General features: G+C 67.1%; 17 protein-coding genes. 6 read left to right on the top strand and 11 right to left on the bottom strand.

The genetic code is table 11. The annotated features are described in order from the left end of the window. Nucleotides 1–4 precede the first annotated feature (4 nt). The 4 genes from LCM32_RS10940 to LCM32_RS10925 all read right to left on the bottom strand — a co-directional run bounded on the left by LCM32_RS10940 (nt 5) and on the right by LCM32_RS10925 (nt 4182). The gene (locus LCM32_RS10940) at nt 5–1411 is read right to left on the bottom strand and encodes a DUF2927 domain-containing protein (RefSeq protein WP_224821107.1); all 1407 of its coding nucleotides are present in this window, start codon (nt 1409–1411) and stop codon (nt 5–7) included. Between the two features lie 25 nt (nt 1412–1436). Next, complete coding sequence (locus LCM32_RS10935) at nt 1437–2279, bottom strand: AAA family ATPase (RefSeq protein WP_224821106.1); 843 nt, start codon at nt 2277–2279, stop codon at nt 1437–1439. A 114-nt stretch (nt 2280–2393) separates the two neighbouring features. Further along, on the bottom strand, nt 2394–3344 hold the full coding sequence (locus LCM32_RS10930) for a hypothetical protein (RefSeq protein WP_224821105.1): 951 nt from the start codon (nt 3342–3344) through the stop codon (nt 2394–2396). Beyond that, on the bottom strand, nt 3331–4182 hold the full coding sequence (locus tag LCM32_RS10925) for a hypothetical protein (protein WP_224821104.1): 852 nt from the start codon (nt 4180–4182) through the stop codon (nt 3331–3333). The genes LCM32_RS10930 and LCM32_RS10925 overlap by 14 nt, the downstream gene beginning before the upstream one ends. A 462-nt stretch (nt 4183–4644) precedes the next feature. Here LCM32_RS10925 and dksA point away from each other — a divergent pair, with 462 nt between their 5' ends. Together dksA and LCM32_RS10915 are read left to right on the top strand one after the other, a co-directional pair. Next, entirely contained in the window at nt 4645–5067 is a 423-nt protein-coding gene (gene dksA / locus LCM32_RS10920) for an RNA polymerase-binding protein DksA (protein ID WP_224821103.1), read from the top strand. Nucleotides 5068–5174: 107 nt separating this feature from the next. Further along, nucleotides 5175–6353 (top strand): FAD-dependent oxidoreductase, encoded by a 1179-nt coding sequence (locus tag LCM32_RS10915; protein ID WP_224821102.1) that lies wholly within the window; start codon nt 5175–5177, stop codon nt 6351–6353. A gap of 24 nt (nt 6354–6377) precedes the next feature. On the opposite strand, the gene xth is transcribed toward LCM32_RS10915, so the two are convergent. Then, nucleotides 6378–7157: an exodeoxyribonuclease III gene (gene xth / locus LCM32_RS10910; RefSeq protein WP_224821101.1), complete on the bottom strand. Its 780-nt coding sequence runs from the start codon at nt 7155–7157 to the stop codon at nt 6378–6380. Between the two features lie 443 nt (nt 7158–7600). On the opposite strand from xth, the gene LCM32_RS10905 reads away from it, so the two are divergent. The 3 genes from LCM32_RS10905 to LCM32_RS10895 all read left to right on the top strand — a co-directional run bounded on the left by LCM32_RS10905 (nt 7601) and on the right by LCM32_RS10895 (nt 10512). Further along, entirely contained in the window at nt 7601–8368 is a 768-nt protein-coding gene (locus LCM32_RS10905; RefSeq protein ID WP_224821100.1) for a DUF6749 family protein, read from the top strand. A gap of 66 nt (nt 8369–8434) precedes the next feature. After that, nucleotides 8435–9547, top strand: a complete 1113-nt coding sequence (locus tag LCM32_RS10900; protein WP_224821099.1) for a DUF6902 family protein — start codon at nt 8435–8437, stop codon at nt 9545–9547. Beyond that, nucleotides 9544–10512 (top strand): DMT family transporter, encoded by a 969-nt coding sequence (locus LCM32_RS10895; protein ID WP_224821098.1) that lies wholly within the window; start codon nt 9544–9546, stop codon nt 10510–10512. Before LCM32_RS10900 ends, LCM32_RS10895 begins: the two co-directional genes overlap by 4 nt. A gap of 208 nt (nt 10513–10720) precedes the next feature. Here LCM32_RS10895 and LCM32_RS10890 read toward each other — a convergent pair whose 3' ends face one another. The 4 genes from LCM32_RS10890 to LCM32_RS10875 all read right to left on the bottom strand — a co-directional run bounded on the left by LCM32_RS10890 (nt 10721) and on the right by LCM32_RS10875 (nt 16333). Then, a complete protein-coding gene (locus LCM32_RS10890) occupies nt 10721–11677 on the bottom strand; it encodes a 2-hydroxyacid dehydrogenase (protein WP_224821097.1) in 957 nt (318 codons plus the stop codon). 145 nt (nt 11678–11822) lie between these two features. Continuing rightward, entirely contained in the window at nt 11823–13232 is a 1410-nt protein-coding gene (locus LCM32_RS10885; protein WP_224821096.1) for a LarC family nickel insertion protein, read from the bottom strand. Beyond that, on the bottom strand, nt 13232–14566 hold the full coding sequence (locus LCM32_RS10880) for a lactate racemase domain-containing protein (RefSeq protein WP_224821095.1): 1335 nt from the start codon (nt 14564–14566) through the stop codon (nt 13232–13234). Before LCM32_RS10880 ends, LCM32_RS10885 begins: the two co-directional genes overlap by 1 nt. A gap of 219 nt (nt 14567–14785) precedes the next feature. After that, complete coding sequence (locus tag LCM32_RS10875) at nt 14786–16333, bottom strand: UxaA family hydrolase (protein WP_224821094.1); 1548 nt, start codon at nt 16331–16333, stop codon at nt 14786–14788. Nucleotides 16334–16430: 97 nt separating this feature from the next. Here LCM32_RS10875 and LCM32_RS10870 point away from each other — a divergent pair, with 97 nt between their 5' ends. Continuing rightward, nucleotides 16431–17207 (top strand): GntR family transcriptional regulator, encoded by a 777-nt coding sequence (locus LCM32_RS10870; RefSeq protein ID WP_224821093.1) that lies wholly within the window; start codon nt 16431–16433, stop codon nt 17205–17207. Nucleotides 17208–17543: 336 nt separating this feature from the next. On the opposite strand, the gene LCM32_RS10865 is transcribed toward LCM32_RS10870, so the two are convergent. Then, complete coding sequence (locus tag LCM32_RS10865; protein ID WP_224821092.1) at nt 17544–18254, bottom strand: ribonuclease activity regulator RraA; 711 nt, start codon at nt 18252–18254, stop codon at nt 17544–17546. Further along, a complete protein-coding gene (locus LCM32_RS10860; RefSeq protein WP_224821091.1) occupies nt 18251–19165 on the bottom strand; it encodes a dihydrodipicolinate synthase family protein in 915 nt (304 codons plus the stop codon). The genes LCM32_RS10865 and LCM32_RS10860 overlap by 4 nt, the downstream gene beginning before the upstream one ends. Between the last annotated feature and the right edge of the window lie 8 nt (nt 19166–19173).

The following is a 19173-nucleotide window of genomic DNA, read 5'->3' as shown; positions in this document are numbered from 1 at the left end:
CCCGTCAGGGCGTCACGGGCTGTGCCACCCGCGTCACGGTCTGCGGGCTGAGCGCCGCGATTTCGTTCAGCTTCTCGCGCACCGCGTAATCCGGGCCGAAGCCGTAGCGCGCCCAGCCGAGGCTGTCCAGCCGCACGGTCGCGGCCTCCTGCGGGCGGTTCAGCTGGTCCAGCGCCTCGGCCCGCAGCATCAGCAGCGAGGAGAGCAGGGCGGCGTTCTGGTATTGCAGCGCCAGCTCGGGCTGGCCCTCTAAGTAGGAGAGCGCCTGCTGCCCGTCGCCTCGCGTCAGGGCATGGGCCGCCAGCTGCGCCGAGGAAAACGCACCGTGAATGCGGGTTTCGGGGCTGCGGGCGCAGATCTCGCGCGCGGTTTCGAAGGCGGCGCGGGCCGAGGCCGGATCACTGCCCTGCACCAGCCGCCCGTAGACATAGAGCGAGAAGGCGAGGCGATGGTCGCGCCAGCCCTCGCGCCGGGCGATCTGGATCACCTTCTGTCCGGCCCGCTGGCGTGCGCCGGGGCCCGCACCGGGGCCAAGCGCCTCCTGCACGGCGTCGATCCAGTCGCGCGGCGTGGTGGAGAGGCCCTCGTAGGGCACGGCCTCGCCGCCGGGGTTGATCCGGCGCAGGATGCCCGGCAGCACGGCCGCCACCTCGCCCCGCGTCATGCCGGAGTGCAATTCAGGCGCGTAGGTCACCCGCAGCATCAGCATGTCGAACCCGGTCAGAACCGTATGGATATTGTCGTCGTTGAAGACGCTGTCGGGCAGGCGGTAGAGATCGTTGAGCGGGCCCAGCGACTGCGCCAGTTCCTCGTGTAGGCAATCGCGCATCTCCTGCGGGGCCACGTCGGCGGGCACGAAGATCGCCATGTGTTCCCGGGTGGTGAGCTGCGCCCAGTCGGTCAGCCCCTTGCGCCGGGCCGAGGGGTAGTCTTTCAGCGAGGTGATGTTGGGCACCACGAAGCAGGCGGCCTGCGGCAGGAAGCGGCGGATTTCATCGCCCGAGACGGCCTGAATGGTGACCTGCGCATCGGCGCTGTCGGTCCGGGCGATGTCCAGCTTCGCCTCGGTCCGCATCCGCCCCAGCACATTCTCCAGCTCGCCCACCATGCCCTTGGGCACGTCGCCCGTCAGCCGCACGCGGATCGGGCCTTCGAACCGGGTCATCACCGGCAGGGTGCGGCCCGATTCCAGCTCGAAACTGAGGTCGAGGAAATCGCGCGCCATGTCCCGGTTGGAGCGCCGCGCCGGTTCCGGCGAGGTGGCGGCGAAGGTCTTCATGGCGGGCAGCGGCTGTGCCGGCGCCGAGGGCGCGCGGGCCGGGGGCAGGCTGCCTGCGGGCAGGTCCGAACACCCCGCGAGCGGGGCCGCGAGGAGCGACGCGGCCAGAACCAGCCGCAGGGGTCCGATCATGCCCGCCGCTCCGTGCCGCGCTGCATCAGCGCTGACCCCGTGCCATGAAGGCCAGCCGCTCGAAGAGATGCACGTCCTGCTCGTTCTTCAGAAGCGCCCCGTGCAGCTTGGGCAGGGCATTGGCCCCGTCGCGCTTCAGGTCCTCGGGCGTCAGGTCCTCGGCCAGCAGCAGCTTGAGCCAGTCCAGCACCTCGGAGGTGGAGGGCTTCTTCTTCAGCCCCGTCATCTCGCGGATCTCGAAGAACTGGGTCAGCGCGGCGGTCAGCAGCTCTGCCTTGATGCCGGGGTGATGCACCTCGACGATCTGGCGCAGCGTGTCCATGTCCGGGAAGCGGATATAGTGGAAGAAGCAGCGGCGCAGGAAGGCGTCGGGCAGCTCCTTCTCGTTGTTCGAGGTGATGATCACGATGGGCCGGTGTTTCGCCCGGATCGTGGCGCCGGTCTCGTATACGTGGAACTCCATCTTGTCGAGTTCCTGCAGCAGGTCGTTGGGGAACTCGATATCCGCCTTGTCGACCTCGTCGATCAGCAGCACGACCTTCTGGTCGGCCTCGAAGGCCTGCCAGAGCTTGCCCTTGCGGATGTAGTTCGCCACGTCATGCACGCGCTCGTCGCCCAGTTGGCTGTCGCGCAGGCGGCTGACGGCGTCGTATTCGTAAAGACCCTGCTGCGCCTTGGTGGTGGACTTGATGTTCCACTCGATCATCGGCAGGCCGAGGGCCTCTGCCACCTGACGGGCCAGTTCGGTCTTGCCGGTGCCGGGCTCACCCTTCACCAGAAGCGGACGTTCCAGCATCACCGCGGCGTTGACCGCAACGGTCAGATCCTCGGTGGCGACGTAAGACTCGGTGCCTTCGAAACGGTTCATGCGGCGCTGCTCCCTCCTGCCTCTCCCCTCTGGGGATAAAGTTCCGGCGCCGCCTGTGCAAGCGGCGCCGGGAGGAAGCGCGGTCAAAGCGGCGCGAGCGCGCCACCCGAAGGGTCAGTCGAGGGTGAAGCTGCCGCCATAGGCGGCGACTTCCATCACGCCGCCATGGCATTTGCCCGCCATGTCCTGCGCGATGAAGCGGTGGCCGGTGTAGCTGTCGATGTTGCGCTCGGCCCCGGGGGCAAGCGCCATCATCTCCATCGTCTTGCCCTCGAAGTCGAGCCAGTAGACCGTGAGCGGCTGCGGCGAGGTATTGCGGAAGCTGACCGTCGCGGGCTGGCTGGAGCCGGGCGATTTCACGAAACCGGGCAGGGGGCAGATGCCCTCGGACGCCAGCGGCGCGGGCTCGATGCTCAGAACCGTGGGATAGGGGCGGTCGTCCCGCGGCGTGTCAGTCCCGGGTCCGGGCAGCGGCATCACCGGCGCAGGGCGCATGGGCGCAGGCTGCACGGGCGCGGGCGTGGCCGCACCGGCCTTCACCACGGCAAGGTCCTGTTGCAGCGCGTTCCATTCACGGGACGACTTGATGTCCGGCACGCCGATCTCGCGGCCCAGTTCAACCCAGCAGTCCTCCATCTTCAGCAGGGCCGCGGTGGTCCCGGCGAGGCTGGAGCGGACGGTGTAGGTCTCGAACTCGAGATAGGCCACGTCGCCCTTGGCGATCTGCTCCAGCATCTCGCGGTCGGCGACCTCCCAGGCCATGCCGTCGCTCACGTAGAAGTTCAGCGCCCGGGACCAGTTGCCGATGCGGATCTCGGCGGGGATCGTGGTTTCGTCAGGCTCATGGGCCACGAAGGCAAGCTGGAAACCGGTTGCCGGCGGCAGGTGCAGCAGCAGCATCTCGCCCGGATCGCCGCCGGCGCGCGCGGCAAGGCAGCCGCCCATGGCGTTGACGTAGATTTCCCAGTTGCGCACCCAGCCGAGGCTGCGGCCCCATTCGTAGGCAGAGGCCTGAAGCGGGGCCAGGGCAAGCGCCGCGGCAAGAAGGGTCTTAACGAAGGTCATGGGAGGTCTCTCCGAAGGGGACTTCGATCGCGCCGCCGTGGCAGCTGCGCGAGGCGTCGGTGGCCACGAAATAATGGCCGGCGATGCTCTGGATTTTCATCTGGTAGTCGGCAGGCACTTGGCCCATCTCCTGCGGCTGACCGGCATAGTCGAGCCAGTAGACCGTCAGCGGCTGTCCGGCGCGGTTCACGAAGGTGATGTCGCCCCAGTCCTGCATGTTCGGCGAAACGAAACTGCCCGGCGCCGGGCAGTTCGCCCCCAGCACGGCGGGCTGCGGGACGGGAACCGGCATGGGCATCGGTGCGGGCGTTGGCGCAGGCATCGGGCGCGGCGCAGGCGCGGCGGCCTGCTGCGACCGGCCGGAATTGATCGCGCATTCATCCACCTTCTGGATCGCGGCCATGGTGCCGCTCGCGCTGATCTCGTTCGCCCTGCTGTTCATGTAGAGCGTGATCCTGTCCGCGTGGCCGATGGTCTCGACCCACTCATGGGTCATCGGCGCGGCGAGGAACCCGTTTTGCACAGTGCCGTTCATGACGTTGGAATACTTGTCCACGTCCATGTCGATCGTGGCGCGGCTGCCTTCGGGCAGCTGCGTCGGCACGGCGATCCACCATTGGCCATTCTCGCGCTTCATCAGGATGTCGAGCTGCCCCGCCACCGGCGGACGCTCCATCACGCAGCCCGAGAAACGGCCGTTGGTGGTTTGCGCGCTGACATACCAGCCGCGGGTTTCACCGTAGAAACTGTTGGATTGTTGAGCCGCCACCGGGGTGGCAAGGCAGGCCGCAAGCGCAAGCAGCAGGGGGCTGCGCGCCTGTCGGGAACTGGTACCCATAATCGGTATCCCTTCCGTAATTGCTTTCTTTCTATTGGATGACCAAGGCCACCTGCGGCGGCAGTTTCCCGGTAGGTCTTTGGAAATCAACACTTAATGCGGATACGCTTTGATTTTCATGCAGGGGTTGTGGGCGACGGTTTGCATGTCATTTGACAAGCGAATTGGCGCGGGCTGCTGCCAAAAAATTACGCGTCCTTTCCGGCGCGCGTTGCCCGATCCCCGGGCGGTATTTTCTCCGATTTAACTCACTTTCGCCTTTGAAATAAGCAACTTTGGCAATTCCGCACATCTTGCGGGCAAAGCATTCGTTGCAGGCTCGGGTTTTCCGGGGCCATTCGGCGGGGGGAGATTGTGTAGTGACAAGGCGGAACGAAACCGCTATCTGCTGCCCCCATGGGGTGCCTTCGCCCATGGACAAAGTGAGGTCGGTGGGCCAGGGCCATGTCTAGGGAGCCTGTGATGAAAGCCGAAACTTTCCTGCCTGATGACTATAGGCCGGCTGAAGACGAACCTTTCATGAATGAGCGGCAAGTCGAGTATTTCCGCCGCAAATTGTTGAATTGGAAGGAAGAATTGCTCGCGGGAAGCCGCGACACGATTGAAGGCCTGCAGGGCAACACGCGCAATATCCCCGATATCGCAGACCGCGCCAGCGAAGAGACCGACCGGGCTCTGGAGCTGCGCACCCGCGATCGTCAACGCAAGCTGGTGTCCAAGATCGACTCCGCGCTGCGCCGGATCGACGAGGGGGAATACGGGTACTGTGAAGTCACCGGGGAGCCGATTTCGCTGAAACGGCTTGATGCGCGCCCGATCGCGACGATGAGCCTTGAGGCGCAAGAGCGTCACGAGCGCCGCGAGAAGGTCCACCGCGACGACTGACGCCGGAGAGCGTCGTTGATTGCGCGTTAGGCATATTCCTTACGCGCTTGCCTGATTTTTGAACGCCGGGGGTTTTCCCCCGGCGTTTTTTGGTGTCCATAGGCGCGATGGAATTGACGGGATTCAAAGTGGCGGTGATCGGCGCCGGGATCGGCGGGCTGGCAGCAGCCCGCGCCCTTGCGCTGCGCGGGGCCGAGGTCACGGTGCTGGAGCAGGCGCCCGAGATCCGCGAAGTGGGGGCGGGCCTGCAGCTCAGCCCCAACGCGCTTGCCGTCATGGACGGGCTCGGCCTGCTGCCGCAGCTGCGCGCCACCGGGGCTGTCGAGGCCCGCGCCGTCGTGCTCCACGATCAATCCGGCAGCGAGGTGCTACGCCTCGACCTGGGGCGCCTACAGGGGCAGGAATACCGTCTCGTGCACCGGGCGGACCTGATCTCGGTCCTCGGCCATGGCGCGCGCGATGCGGGCGCGCGCATCCGCCTGCTGCAACGGGTTGAGGGCGTGACCGAGGGCGAGAAGCCCGAGGTCGCGCTGTGCAACCGCACCCGTCTGCGGGCCGATCTGGTGATCGGCGCGGACGGTCTGCACTCCCGCCTGCGGCCCAGCCTGAACGGCGAGGCGCAGCCTTTCTTCACCGGCCAGGTCGCCTGGCGCGCGACGGTTCCGGGGCTTGGAGAGCCCGCCGAGGCGCGCCTCTTCATGGGGCCCGGACGCCATCTGGTGACCTATCCGCTGCGCAACGGCGCCCTGACGAACATCGTCGCGGTGCGCGAACAGCGCCGCTGGACTGAGGAGAGCTGGTCTCAGGAGGACGATCCCGAGACCCTGCGCCGGGTGTTCTCGGGCTTCGGGCCGGAGGTTCACAAGCTCCTCTCGCGGGTCGAGCAGGTGCATCTCTGGGGGCTGTTCCGTCACCCCGTGGCGCGGCATTGGACCGGCGAGGGCGTGGCCCTGCTTGGGGACGCGGCGCATCCCACGCTGCCCTTCATGGCGCAGGGCGCGGCCATGGCGCTGGAGGATGCCTGGGTGTTGGCCGATGCGCTTGCCGACGCACCCGACCGGCAGGCGGGGCTGGCGCTCTATCAGGCGCGGCGCGCGAGCCGGGCGGCGCGCGTGATCAACACCGCCTCGAAGAATGCGTGGAAGTATCACCTGCGCTTTCCGCCGCTGCGCATGGCGGGCCATATGGCCCTACGGCTGGCGGGGCGTCTTGCGCCCGGCGCCATGGTGCACCAGTTCGACTGGATCTATGCGCACGATGTGACGCACGGAAAGAAACTGGCGTAATTTCAGTCGGTTGCGGCGCGTTTTTTATGCGTCGATTTCAATCCAGACCGGCACGTGATCCGAGGGTTTCTCGCGGCCGCGGATGTCCTTGTCGATGCCGCAATCTGTCATCAGGTCGGCGCATTGCGGCGTCAGCAGCAGGTGGTCGATCCGGATGCCGTTGTTCCGGTTCCAGGCGCCGGCCTGGTAATCCCAGAACGAGTAGTTCCCCGGGGCGGCATCCCGGGCGCGGAACGCTTCAGTGAAGCCGAGGTTCAGGATCCGGCGGAAGGCGGCGCGGCTTTCGGGACGGAAGAGCGCATCTTCGGTCCATTGCTCCGGCTTCGCGGCATCCTCGGATTGCGGAATAATGTTGTAATCCCCGGCCATTAGCGCTGGTTCTTCAGCTTCCAGCAGCGCCTCCGCGCGGGCTTTCAGGCGCTCCATCCAGGCCAGTTTGTACTCGTATTTCGGGCCCGGCACCGGGTTGCCGTTCGGGAGGTAGAGCCCGCAGATCCGCACCGCCTGTTTGCCCACGACCGTGGCCTCGATCCAGCGGGCCTGTTCGTCGCCGTCATCGCCCGGCAGGCCGCGGGTGACGTCCTCCAGCGGCAGCTTGGACAGGATGGCGACGCCGTTGAAGCTCTTTTGTCCATGGGTTTCAACCTGATAGCCGCGATCTTCGAAAAGCTCGCGGGGGAAGGCCTCGTCCACCGACTTGATCTCCTGAAGCACGGCCACGTCGGGCTGCGCCTCGTCCAGCCAATCTAGCAGCGCCTGCGCCCGTGCCTTGATCCCGTTGATGTTGAACGTCGCGATTTTCATGGTCCGGCCCCCTGTTGCCCCTTCATCGCCGATCGTCGGGAGACTGTCCAGCAACCCGCGTGGCGGGGGTGCGGATGGGCGACAGATCGTGCTGCGCGGTCGGATCGGAGGGACGGGAGCGGTGCGGCGGAGGCGCGTCCGCCGCGACGCGGATCGGCGACAATCCGGACCGGATTGTTCGGCGCCGGGGCGGAGATTCGCGCCCGATTCGGAGGGTGGGGGAGGGGCTAACCTGCTGGAATCCGGGTCAAACTGGGACGCAAATGTGTTCAAAATGGGGCACGCTTAAAATTTATCTAATCAAGCAATATCAATTGGTTGCGCGCAAATGCTCACGCGCTTTGCCCCAAATTGGACACGGTTAGCTTGAAAAATTGTTTTGCAAAACCCGGATTGCGTGCAAGCGTTTATGCACCTTGGTTCACTTGTTGGGAGCACACCAAATGTCCGCACTTCGTAAACAATTCGCCCCGGTCGAACGCGTCTCCGAGAGCTTCTCGATGCACGACGGCCTGGGCGCCGAGATGTTCTCTTCGGGCTCGGCCCCGATGGCATCCGACCTCTTCGGCGGCGAAGCCACCGAGATGTTCTCTTCGGGTTCCGCGCCCCTCACCGCAGCCGCTGCCACGGCTGGTGAAGGCCTGAACCTGTTCTCCTCGGGCTCGGCCCCGATCTCCTCGGCTGCCACCACCGGCGACGCCGTGGAAATGTTCTCCTCGGGTTCCGCCCCGATGACCTCCGACGCCCGCACCGGCGACGCGGTCCACATGTTCTCGTCGGGCTCGGCTCCCGTTGCTTCGGCTGCCGCCACCGGCGACGCCGTGGAGATGTTCTCCTCGGGCTCCGCACCCGTGACCTCCGACGCCCGCACCGGCGACGCGGTCCACATGTTCTCGTCGGGCTCGGCTCCCGTCGCCTCCGCTGCCACCACCGGCGACGCGGTCGAGATGTTCTCCTCGGGCTCCGCACCCGTGACCTCCGACGCCCGCACCGGCGACGCGGTTCACATGTTCTCCTCGGGCTCGGCACCCGTGACCTCGGAAGCCACCACCGGCGACGCGGTCGAGATGTTCTCCTCGGGTTCCGCACCCGTGACTTCGGAAGCCACCACCGGCGAAGCCGTCGAGATGTTCTCCTCGGGTTCGGCTCCGGTTGCCTCGGCCAAGACCGACGCGGGTGAAGGCACCCACATGTTCTCGTCCGGCTCGTAAGCCGCGGCGCGCTCCAACAACGACCGGGACGGGGCGGTCAGCCCCGGTGACGAAAGGAAAGAACCCATGTCCAATGTCATCCAGCTGAACCTCCCCTCCCGTCGCCAGCGCAGGGCGGTGCGTCATGCCGCCCTGCTGGAAAACTTCGCCCGGAACCGTCGCTACGGTGACGACGTGTTCTGGCTGAAGGAAAACGCGGAACTGCTGAACATCCTCGAATGCACCGGCACCGCGCTGGATGCAGAGGCGCTGGAGTCCCACGCCGGGTTCTATGCCAACGTCGAGAAGCGGATGGGCTTCTTCCCGCAGTACTATCGCTTTCTCCTGTCGATCTGCCTCGACCTCGAAGACCTGGGTCTTGCCCAGGGCGCCGAGGGCAAGGGCGAATTCCTGGCACGCTGGGTGTCCGATCAGGGTCTCGTGGACGCAGAACTTTCCGATCTGCAGCGGGGCGAGGGTCGCCGCCTGATGCAGCGCCGCGGGGTGTCTCCGCGGGCGGACGATGCTGGCCTCGACGATCGGCTGCGCGCCTTCGTCGCACGGTCCCAGACCTTCGCTATGCCGAACAAGAAAGCTGCCTATGAACTCACCCATATTGTGTTCTACCTAAGCGAGTATGGCCGCAAAGACCCGCTTTTGTCCAACGGGACAAAAGAAAGCCTTATCTTTGCCGGAACTCTCAGCTACCTTGAGCGTAACGCCGATCTGCTGGCCGAAGTTTGCGTGGCCATGACCTACGCAGGCTACAACCCACCGGCGAAGTGGGTGGACTGGCTGACCGGTGTGACAAGCGGCTTCAAAGTCGCACAGGGAGACAAGGCAGTGAAACAAGACGACTACCACGAGTATCTCGTGTGTAACTGGGCGGTTGCGACCGCTGCGGGGGGCGAGGCCTTTGCCCATCCCGTGGTCGCCGACAGCATCAGTTTCCACCGGACGGACGACCGCGCGGCCCCGCTGCGCGAGATGTCGGAATGCATGTTCCGGCTCGACGACCGTCGCAGCAGCGACTGGGGCCTGATGCGTCCCTACCTGCTGGATACGCTGAGCGAGACCAGCCGCGACATCCTGCTGGAGGCCGAGGCCGCCTGCGATGATTTCGGCGCGTTCTTTGCCGGCTTCGCCCGCACCGGGCTGAACGCGGGCCTGCCCCTGCGCCCGACGGGGAGTGCAGGATGAAGGCAAAGATACTGAAGTCTGCCGCGCTCAGCGGCACACTCCTTGTCCTGATATATACGGCCATCATCTCGACGGCTGATGGGATCACCAAATTGCTGGCGGGCGGTTATGCGGCCCCCCAGCTTTATGCTATTTCAGGGGGGCTCGTCGTTCTGTTCACCCTGCTGGCGGACCGGGTGAAACCGCAGAGCGAAGGCATGCGCACCACCAAGCCCGGGGCCATGGCCCTGCGCGCGGCGATGACCGTGCTCTCCACCATCTGCTACTTCTACTCCTTCCGGCTTCTGCCCTTCGCGGAGGTCTTCATCTTCATCGGCATGGTGCCGATCTTTGCCGGCGTCTTCTCGGGGCTGATCCTGCGGGAGCATGTCCGGCTTCAGGTCTGGCTCGCGCTCGCGGCCGGGTTCATCGGGGTCCTGATGATCTTCCCCGACGGGCTGCATTCGGTGACGCTGGGCCACGCGGTGGCGCTTGTCGCCTCGCTCTCCGGCACCCTCTCGATGGTGATGGCGCGCTACATCGGCAAGTTCGAAAGCAACTCGCTGGCGCAGGTCTTCTATCCGAACCTCGCGATCATGATCTGCATGGGGGCGGCGCTGCCCTTCGTGTTCAAGCCGATGCCGATGACCGACGTCCTCTGGGCGGTGGCCTATGCCTTCTGCCTCTTCGGGGCGCGCTGGATCCTCGTCGTCTCGCTGCGCAAGCTGCCCGCCTATGCGGTCACGCCGCTGATGAACATGCAGTTCGTCTGGATGGTGCTGATTGGCGCGGTCTTCTTCGGCGAGGTGCCGGGCACCTACATCTACTTCGGCGTGGCCGTGGTGATCGCCGCAGGGCTCTACCTGATCTATGACCAGCATTCGCCGCGCTCGCGGCGCGGCTGGGAGCGCTACATGTCCCGGATCACCGATGCGGGGGAGAGCCTCGTGGAAAAGCCGATCCCGGCGCGGGCGACGTCCCGGTGACGGGGACTGAGCCCGTGAAGCGACCCGTCGCCGGAGAGTAGACGAAGGCGGGGACGACAGGCCCCGCTAATACGGAACGCAAGGAAAAACCCCGCAGAGCGATCTGCGGGGTTTGTCATTTCCGGGTGAGAGTTCCCGAGATGGCCCGGGGTGTGCGGGCCCGCGGCCGGGGATCAGGCCGCGGGGGTCAACCTGCGTCAGCGCGGGATCAGGCGGCGACCTTCGGCAGCGGCACCGGCGTCGGCAGCGGCTGGCCTGCGAAATGCGCGGCGATATTGTCCACCACCAGCTGCGACATGGCCTCGCGCGTTTCCACCGTGCCGGAGGCGTGGTGCGGGTAGAGCACGGCGTTTTCCAGCGTCACGAAGGCGGGATCGGGGTTGGGCTCGTTCTCGAAGACGTCGAGACCCGCGGCCCCCAGCTTGCCCGATTGCAGCAGTTCGATCAGCGCCGCCTCGTCCACGACGGAGCCGCGGGCGATGTTCACGAAGATGCCCTTCGGCCCGAGCGCCTCCAGCGCGGCGCGGCTCACGAGGCCCTTGGTCTCCGGCCCGCCGGCGGCGGCGGCGACGATCACGTCGGCTTCGGCGGCAAGGGCCTCGGGCGTCGGGTAGTAGGCATAGGGCACGTCCTTGGGGCTGCGGCCGGAATAGGCGATCGCCATGCCGAAGGCCTCGGCCCGGTCGGCGATGGCCTGCCCGATGCGGCCCAGTCCGACCACGCCCAGCGTCTTGCCCTTCAGCGCCATGGTCAGCGGCATCTGCCCCTTCTTGGCCCAGGCCCCGGTGCGCACATGTGCCTCGCCCTGCGGCAATTGCCGTGCGGCGGCCAGCAGCAGCATCAGCGCGGTATCGGCCACGTCATCGGTCAGCACGTCCGGCGTGTTGGTCACGGCGATGCCATGCGCGGCGCAGGCGGCAAGGTCGATCTTGTCGTAGCCCACCGAGGAGGTGGAGACGATCTTGCACTTGGGCAGCGCCTCGGCCTGCGCGCGGGTGAAACCGACGGAGCCGACGGTGACCGCCGCGTCGATCTGCGGGCCGACCTCGGCGAGGAAGGCGGCCTTGTCGGCGGCCTTGTCGAGGCGGTGCAGGTCGTAGGCGGCCTCCAACTGGGCCATCTGGCCGGGGAGCAGCGGGGCGATGATGAGCACCTGAGGTTTCATGAGGGTCTCCTTGCGTGGTGCGCGGTCTGGGGCGGTCGGGCCGCGCCATGGCGCGCCCGGTCCGCGGGCCCGGGCGGGCCGGTCCTTGCGGGGGACCCCTGCGGGTCCGGTTAGGGGGACGGCCCGGCGGGGCCGTCGCGGGATGTCAGCTCTCGGCGGTGCGGGCGCGGGCGCGGCGCGCGGCCAGCGTCGGGGCCGAGGCGAGGTCGTCGCTTTCGGCCTTGGTGGTCACACCGGAGGGGCGGGTGGCGGTCTTGCGGCGGGCACCATCCGGTGCGGTGCCGCTGTCCCGCGGCAGGATCAGGCGCGCGACCTCGGTCCGGCGCAAGCCCAACGTGCTTGTTTTGTCGAAGATTTCCCGGATCACCTCGGTTTCTGCCTGCGGGCTGAGCAGGAGTTCCATCCGGGTGACAGGACGGGATTTCTTGCCCTGCGCCTGCAGCAGCGTCAGGTCCACCACGCCGGGCAGGGCACGCAAGGCCTCCACCGCCCAGCCGATCTCCTCGCCGGTCATGTCGTCCAGATCGCAGGCCAGTTGCACCACGCGGTCGCTGTCTTGGCGGTCGGCGGTTTCAAACCCCGGAATTGGGGCGGCGGTGATCTCGAAGGCAGTGACGCGCAGCACATTGGGCCGGTCGGGCAGGGTGCGCGTGCCCGCGCCCATGCCGCTGCTGGTCAGCCGGCCCGGAGGCCTTGTGCCGTGGCGGCCCGCGGTCAGATGGGCGATGATCGCGGCACCTGTCGGCGTGACCCGCTCCCCCGCCACGCCATCGTCGATCCAGTCGTAGCCTGCGAGGATCTTCGCCGTCGCCGGGGCCGGGACCGGCAGCATCCCATGGGCCGTCTTCACGAGGCCCGCGCCAAGGGGCAGGGGTGCCACGGACCATGTCGCGCCCTCCAGCGCCGCCGCGATCGAGCCCGCGGCCGTCACATCCATCAGGCTGTCCCAGTCGGCGAGCTCGTGGAAATGCACCTCCTCGACGGGGAGGGCATGGGCCGCCGCTTCCGCGAGCGCGATCCGGTGCAGGATGGCGCAGGCCTCTGCCGCGGTGCCGGGGGCCAGTGGCGCTTCCTCGATCCGGGCGCGCAGGGCGCGGTAGGTCGTATCGTGGGAATGGCTGTGGTCATGGTCATGCGCGTGAGACGCCGCGTGGCTGTGCCCATGCCCGTGGTCTTCCGCGTGGGCCTGCGCCTCCGAATGGGAGTGCGCGTGCCCGTGAGAATGGCCATGGGAATGCCCGTGCGAATGACCATGAGAATGCCCATGAGCATGCCCGTGGGAATGACCATGCGAATGATCATGGCCATGGTGGTGATCCCCACCCTCCGCCGTGCCCGCCAGCCCGAACCGCTTCACGGCCATGCCGCCGCTCATACCCTTCGCCAGCCGCGCATGGCCTGCCTCGGCGGGCAGCACGGCGGCGCAATCGGCCATGACGCGGGCGGTCAGATGGGGAAAGGCATCCAGCAGCGCGGCCACGAACATGTCGCCTGCCGCGCCACCGAGCGGATCGAGATGGAGATGCAGCCGCGCGCCCATGCCGAGATCCCGCATCAATGGGCCTTGGGCCAGGGGTTCGCGATCCGCCCGTTCTCGAACCGCATCTCCTCCAACTCGCCAACCACCTCGAAGCCGGGGCGGCCCTCAAGCTCCGCCAGCATCGCCTCGGAGACGTAGAGATAGCCAAGGTGCAGCGTATTCGGGATGCGGATCAGCTTGCACATGCGCAGGTCCTCAGCCTCGCAGGTCTTCACCACCGCCTGGATGGCGGAGCGGTCGTCGGGCATGACCATGGGCATCTTGGCCTGCATCAGCACCGTGGAGGTGAGCGAGTTGGCATAGACCGCCTCGCGGTCGAAGGCCGCTTCCAGCCGCGCGGTCACCACGTCGGCCCGCGCCGCGCCATTGCCGTTGCCGGCCGACTGCGGCGACAGCTCCAGCGCGGCCAGCCGCTTGATGTTGATCGTCGCCTGCCGCTGCATCTTCTGCGAGGAGAAGCGGTGCGTGATGTTCGGGTCCATGCCGGTGCCGGAAAACTCCTTGCCGATCATGTCCACGACGAGCACGTCCAGCTCGCCCTCCGCCACCGGTGCCTCGGGATCTCCGAGGGGCAGGCGGGGCATGTTGGCCATCGCCTCCTGCAGGAAGGGCTGTTCCGCCTCGATCAGCCCTTCGCTGTCCAGCACGACGACCTTGGCCAGCTGGTCATAGGCGTTCTCGATCGAGCCGAGACCGAAGAGCACCTTACAGGTGGCCAGCTTCACCCGCGCCTGCATGTCCACGTAGATCGGCACGTTGTCGATGCCGCGGGAATGGCAGCTTTCCGCGCCTGATTGCTTGCCGAGCCCGATGGAGAGCATCTTGGCCAGCCCGCTCTCGTTCGGGGCGCGGAAGGAGGTATGCGGCTTGATCCGGTTGAAGAGCACGATGCCGTCGGCCCCGTAGGCGTGCTTGTCGATCCGCACGACCATGCCGTTTTCCAGCGTGCCAACCTCGACCGTCTCCATGGAGGAGCGGATCTCGCAGTCCATCGAGGCTTCGGTCACGCCCAGCTTTTCCAGCACCTTGACCTGACCCTCGGCCGTGGCGCCGCCGTGACTGCCCATGGCGGGCACGATGAAGGGATGGGCGCCGCGGGCCTTGATCTCGTCGATCAGCGCGCGCAGCAATTCGGGGAAGACGGCGATGCCGCGGCTGCCGGCGGTGACGGCGATGGACATGCCGGGGGTGATCTTGCCCACGCAGTCGGCGCCGGCCATGGCGTCGCGCACGGCGGCTGCCGGATCGTCGATCCGAGTGGCGGGGAAGGTCTGCTTGCACAGCACGATGCGCGGCAGCACCGTATCCTCGACCAGTTTCACGTAATTCGGTTTCGCGCCGTCCAGCATGGTCCGTTCCTCCCTAGACCCCTATCCTCGTATCGCAGAGCCGGGCGGGGCCGAAGCCGCCGCCCGTCTGCCCGGCCAGCCGTCCGTGCCGGGCCCGGATGGACCCCGCTCCTCCCGAACGGCCGCCGTGAACCCACCGCAGCGGGCCCCTGTGTCTTCAGACCCGGAGCGTCAGCCCCAGAGCCAGTGGACCCTGAGCCTCACGTCTCACGGTCTCGGTCAGCCCGTCACGCCGATGGGCCAGGGGGCGAATTCCTCTTCCCCCACGCCGAGCGCTTCGGACTTGCTCTTCTCGCCGGAGGCGATCCGCAGGATGTGCTGGAAGATATCCTCGCCCATCTCGTCCAGCGTCTTGGTGCCATCGACGATTTCGCCGCAGTTGATGTCCATGTCCTCGACCATCTTGGTGAACATCGGCGTGTTCGAGGCCAGCTTGATCGTGGGCGAGGGATAGGAGCCAAAGCAGGAGCCGCGCCCGGTGGTGAAGCAGATCAGGTTCGCGCCGCCCGCGATCTGCCCCGTGGCCGAGACCGGATCGAAGCCGGGGGTGTCCATGAAGATGAAGCCCTTCTCGACCACCGGCTCGGCGTAGCGATAGACTTCCATCAGCCCGGTGGTGCCGCCCTTCTTGGAGCCGCCCAGCGATTTCTCCAGCACGTTGGCGAGGCCGCCCGCGTTGTTGCCGGGGCTGACGACGCCGTTGATCTGGGTGTCCTTGCCCTTGGTGTAGTCCAGCCACCAATCCATCCGCTCGACCAGCTTGCGGCCCACTTCCTCGGAACGCGCGCGCCGGGTCAGCAGGTGTTCCACGCCGAAGATCTCGGGCGTTTCGGACAGGATCGCGGTGCCGCCGTGCTGGATCAGGATGTCCGCCGCGCGCCCCAGCGCCGGGTTCGCCGTCAGCCCCGACAGCCCGTCGGAGCCGCCGCATTGCATCCCGATGGTGATATGTTCGGCCGAGCAGGGGGTGCGCTCGATCTTGTTGGCCTCGTCCAGCATGGCGCGCACGGCGGCCTTGCCGGTCTTGATCGCCTCGGCCGTGCCGCCGACGTTCTGCATAGTGACCGTGTGCAGCATCTTGCCTTCGGCGAGGCTCTGCTCCTCGAAGAACTGCACGAGGTTGTTGCGCTCGCAGCCCAGCGAACAGACCACGGCACCGGCCATGTTGGGGTGGCGGATATAGCCTGCCAGCGTGCGGCGCAGCAGGTCCATCGGCTCGCCGGTCAGCTCCATCCCGCAGCCGCTTTCGTGGATGAAGGGGATCACGCCGTCGACGTTGGGCCAGTCTTCCATGCGCTCTTCGTCGAAGTAGTTCGCGATCTTGCGCGCCACGGTGGCGGAGCAGTTCACGGTGACGAAGAGACCGATGTAGTTGCGCGTGCCGACCTTGCCGTTCGCGCGCTTGATGCCCTGGAAGGTGGCGCGCTGCTCGGGGGGCAGGATCTCGGTCGGGACGTAGTCGCGGGCGAAGGCATAGTCCTTCTCGACCGCGTCGAACTTGATGTTGTGGCTGTGCAGCCAGTCGCCCGGCGCGATGTCATGGGCGGCATAGCCAATGACGGTCTCGAACTTCAGGATCGGCGCGCCGGCCTGGATCGGGCGCGTGGCGACCTTGTGGCCCTGAGGCACGTCGTGGTTGGCGGTGACGCCCTCCGTGGGCAGCGCCGTGCCGGCCGGGATCTCGCGGATCGCGACAACGATGTTGTCGCCGGGGCTCAGGCGCAATACGGGGGATCTGGGCGCGGTTTCGGCCAGCGTTTCGGTCATGGTGTCCTCCCTCAGGATGGCCCGGGTATCGACAAGGGAATCGACAGGGGCCCTCGATCTGATATATTAGATCTATCAGTCACGCGGAAAGGCGGCAATGCAGGATTTGATCGGAACAGCGATGAGCCGCGGCACCAGCGGGCTTGCAGAAAGCTTCGGGCTCTCGGACACGGGCGCGGGACTCTTCGAGGGCGGGCCCGCGGGACGCACTGTCTACGAGGTGCTGCGGACCCGGATCGTGCGGCTGGACCTGCCGCCGGGGACCTCGCTGCCGCGGGCGGAGCTGGCCAAGACCTTTGGGGTCAGCCTGACGCCGCTGCGCGATGCGCTGCAGCAGCTGGCGGAGGAGGGGCTGGTGCGGATCTTCCCGCAGTCCAAGACGCTGGTCGCCCCGATCGACGTGCCGCAGGTGCGCGAGGCGCAGTTCCTGCGGCTGGCGCTGGAGACGGAAGTGGTGCGCCAACTGGCCTCCGAAGGGATCTCCGACGCCGACCTGGCGCGGCTGCGGTCTATCCACGCGCTGCAGGAGAGCCTGGCGGGCGATGCGGCGGCGGTGCCCACCTTCCAGGAACTCGACGAGCTTTTCCACCAGGCGCTCTTTGCCGCGGCCGGGCACGAGCAGAGCCAGCGGGTCATGCGCTCCCGCGCCGGTCACCTCGACCGGCTGCGGCGCATCTTCCTGCCCGATGACGGTACGCCCACGGATACCGGACCGGTGCGCATGGACGCGGTGCTCGGCGGCCACGCCGACATCCTCGACGGTATCGCGGCCCGCGATGTGAGCGCCGCCACCACGGCGCTGCGCGCCCACCTGCAGCGCACGGTGGACCGGATCACGGAGAAACGCGCGGCCTACCCGGAATACTTCGGCTGATCCTTCATCTTTCCCCAAATACCTCCGGGGGAGGCGCCGCACCGCGGCGCCCGGGGGCAGAGCCCCCGACGCGCCTCCGCCGGAGGCGCGCCACGGATTTTTCGAAAAATCCGGTCCGGAAAATTCGAATTTTCCGGGGGGCAGCGCGGGCGGACGGCGGTGTGGTAGAGAGCGGCGCTGAAAAGTCTTGAAACAAGACTTTTCGCAAGAATTTTCCTTAAAATTCTTGGCGGTCCGGGGGAGAGTTGAGGCGCTTGTTTCAGAACGAAGAAGGGGGGCTGTCTGCCCCCCTGTCGCTGCGCGACACCCCCCGAGGATATTTCGGAACAGTGGATATCAGCGGTTGTTGGCCTTGCGCCAGGCGGCGAACTTGTCGAGGTTCTCCTGCTTGGTGCCGGGATAGAGGCCGATGATCGCGGCGCCCTCCTTGACCTGTTCCACCACGAAATCCTCGTAGGCGGTCATCTCGGTGGCCTCGTCGGCCACTTCCTCGGCGAGATGCGCGGGGATCACGATGACGCAATCGTCGTCGCCCACGATGATGTCGCCGGGGAAGACCGGGGCGTCGCCGCAGCCGATGGGCACGTTGATCTCGATCGCCTCGTGCAGCGTCAGGTTCGTGGGGCTGGAGGGGCGCTGATGGTAGCAGGGCATGTCCAGCTGGGCGATCGTGGCGGCATCGCGCAGCCCGCCGTCGGTGACGACGCCGGCGCCGCCGCGCATCATCAGCCGGGTCAGCAGGATGTCGCCCGCCGAGGCCGCCCGCGGGTCCTTGCGGCTGTCCATCACGAAGACATGGCCCTCGGGGCAGGTCTCGATGGCGGCGCGCTGCGGATGCTCGGGGTTGCGGAACTCGACCAGCTGGTTGCGGTCCTCCCGGGCGGGCATGTAGCGCAGGGTGAAAGCGGGGCCCACCATGTTGCGGCCCTTGGGGCCCACCGGGTGGACGCCCTGGATCACCTGGCTGCGCAGCCCGCGCTTGTAGAGCGCGGTGGCCAGCGTCGCCACCGAGACCTGCATCAGTTTTTCCTTGGTTTGCGGGTTCATGCGGCCTCTCCCTTTGCCAGACCGTTGGCTTTCATGAAGGCGTCGAGCGCCGTCTGCTGCTTCTCCGTCAGCGGCCAGGCCGAAGGCGGCCGGGTCGGGCCGCAGTCGTGGCCCTGCGCGATCAGAGCGGCCTTCACGCCCGTCACGTTGGTGCCGTTCAGCTCTTCCGCGCGGATGTCCTCGAAGATCCGCATCTCGGAGATGAGCCGGTTGGCGAGCGCATAGTCGCTGGCCTCCAGCGCCGCGTGGATCGCCATGGAGCGTTCCGGCCAGACGTTGATCAGGCCGGAGGTGAAGCCGCGTGCGCCGACCGCGTAGAGCGGCGGGGCCCAGACCTCCGCCAGGCCGCCGACCCAGACGATGTGGTCGGGGCAGATGTCGATGCAGCGCGCCAGCATCATCGGGTTGGGCGTGGCCCATTTGACGCCCTGCACGCCCTCGATCTCGCAGAGCCGGGCGATGCCGGCGGCGCCCATGGCGTCGTTGCGCAGGTAGAGCATCACCGGCAGCCCGCCGGAGGCCTCGCGCACGGCCTTGATGTAATCCTCGGTCCCGCGGGGCGAGACGAAGGGATCGGGCGGCTGGTGGATCATCAGCGCGGCGGCCCCGGCCTCGGCGCTTTCTTTCGCCAGTCGGCAGGCATCGCGGATGCCGCGCCCGACGCCCGCCAGCAGCGGCGTGCGGTTGTCGAGAAGGGCGGCCACCTCACGCACCATGGTGCAGGCTTCGTCGGTGGTGAGCGCGTAGAACTCGCCGGTGTTGCCGTTCACCACGGGCAGGTGGACACCGGCCGCGACCACGCGGTCGAGGATCGGGGCCAGCTTGCCGGGCGCGATCTCGCCCTTGTCGTCATAGGGCGTCACGAGGATGCCGGAGATGCCCCGCAGGGCGGTTTGCAGGTCGTGGGTCATGATCTGCT

Source organism: Pseudooceanicola nanhaiensis, assembly GCF_020171315.1.
Classification (GTDB): domain Bacteria; phylum Pseudomonadota; class Alphaproteobacteria; order Rhodobacterales; family Rhodobacteraceae; genus Pseudooceanicola; species Pseudooceanicola nanhaiensis_A.
The sequence above is the reverse complement of the archived record's forward strand: the minus strand, read 5'-3'. Positions and strand labels throughout refer to the sequence as shown.

Coding starts and splice junctions, on each gene's coding strand:
- LCM32_RS10915 (WP_224821102.1), top strand. CDS start 5,175: ATGGAATTGACGGGATTCAAAGTGGCGGTGATCGGCGCCGGGATCGGC.
- LCM32_RS10860 (WP_224821091.1), bottom strand. CDS start 19,165: ATGACCCACGACCTGCAAACCGCCCTGCGGGGCATCTCCGGCATCCTC.
- LCM32_RS10905 (WP_224821100.1), top strand. CDS start 7,601: ATGTCCGCACTTCGTAAACAATTCGCCCCGGTCGAACGCGTCTCCGAG.
- LCM32_RS10875 (WP_224821094.1), bottom strand. CDS start 16,333: ATGACCGAAACGCTGGCCGAAACCGCGCCCAGATCCCCCGTATTGCGC.
- LCM32_RS10880 (WP_224821095.1), bottom strand. CDS start 14,566: ATGCTGGACGGCGCGAAACCGAATTACGTGAAACTGGTCGAGGATACG.
- LCM32_RS10935 (WP_224821106.1), bottom strand. CDS start 2,279: ATGAACCGTTTCGAAGGCACCGAGTCTTACGTCGCCACCGAGGATCTG.
- xth (WP_224821101.1), bottom strand. CDS start 7,157: ATGAAAATCGCGACGTTCAACATCAACGGGATCAAGGCACGGGCGCAG.
- LCM32_RS10930 (WP_224821105.1), bottom strand. CDS start 3,344: ATGACCTTCGTTAAGACCCTTCTTGCCGCGGCGCTTGCCCTGGCCCCG.
- LCM32_RS10895 (WP_224821098.1), top strand. CDS start 9,544: ATGAAGGCAAAGATACTGAAGTCTGCCGCGCTCAGCGGCACACTCCTT.
- LCM32_RS10925 (WP_224821104.1), bottom strand. CDS start 4,182: ATGGGTACCAGTTCCCGACAGGCGCGCAGCCCCCTGCTGCTTGCGCTT.
- LCM32_RS10940 (WP_224821107.1), bottom strand. CDS start 1,411: ATGATCGGACCCCTGCGGCTGGTTCTGGCCGCGTCGCTCCTCGCGGCC.
- LCM32_RS10870 (WP_224821093.1), top strand. CDS start 16,431: ATGCAGGATTTGATCGGAACAGCGATGAGCCGCGGCACCAGCGGGCTT.
- LCM32_RS10865 (WP_224821092.1), bottom strand. CDS start 18,254: ATGAACCCGCAAACCAAGGAAAAACTGATGCAGGTCTCGGTGGCGACG.
- dksA (WP_224821103.1), top strand. CDS start 4,645: ATGAAAGCCGAAACTTTCCTGCCTGATGACTATAGGCCGGCTGAAGAC.
- LCM32_RS10900 (WP_224821099.1), top strand. CDS start 8,435: ATGTCCAATGTCATCCAGCTGAACCTCCCCTCCCGTCGCCAGCGCAGG.
- LCM32_RS10890 (WP_224821097.1), bottom strand. CDS start 11,677: ATGAAACCTCAGGTGCTCATCATCGCCCCGCTGCTCCCCGGCCAGATG.
- LCM32_RS10885 (WP_224821096.1), bottom strand. CDS start 13,232: ATGCGGGATCTCGGCATGGGCGCGCGGCTGCATCTCCATCTCGATCCG.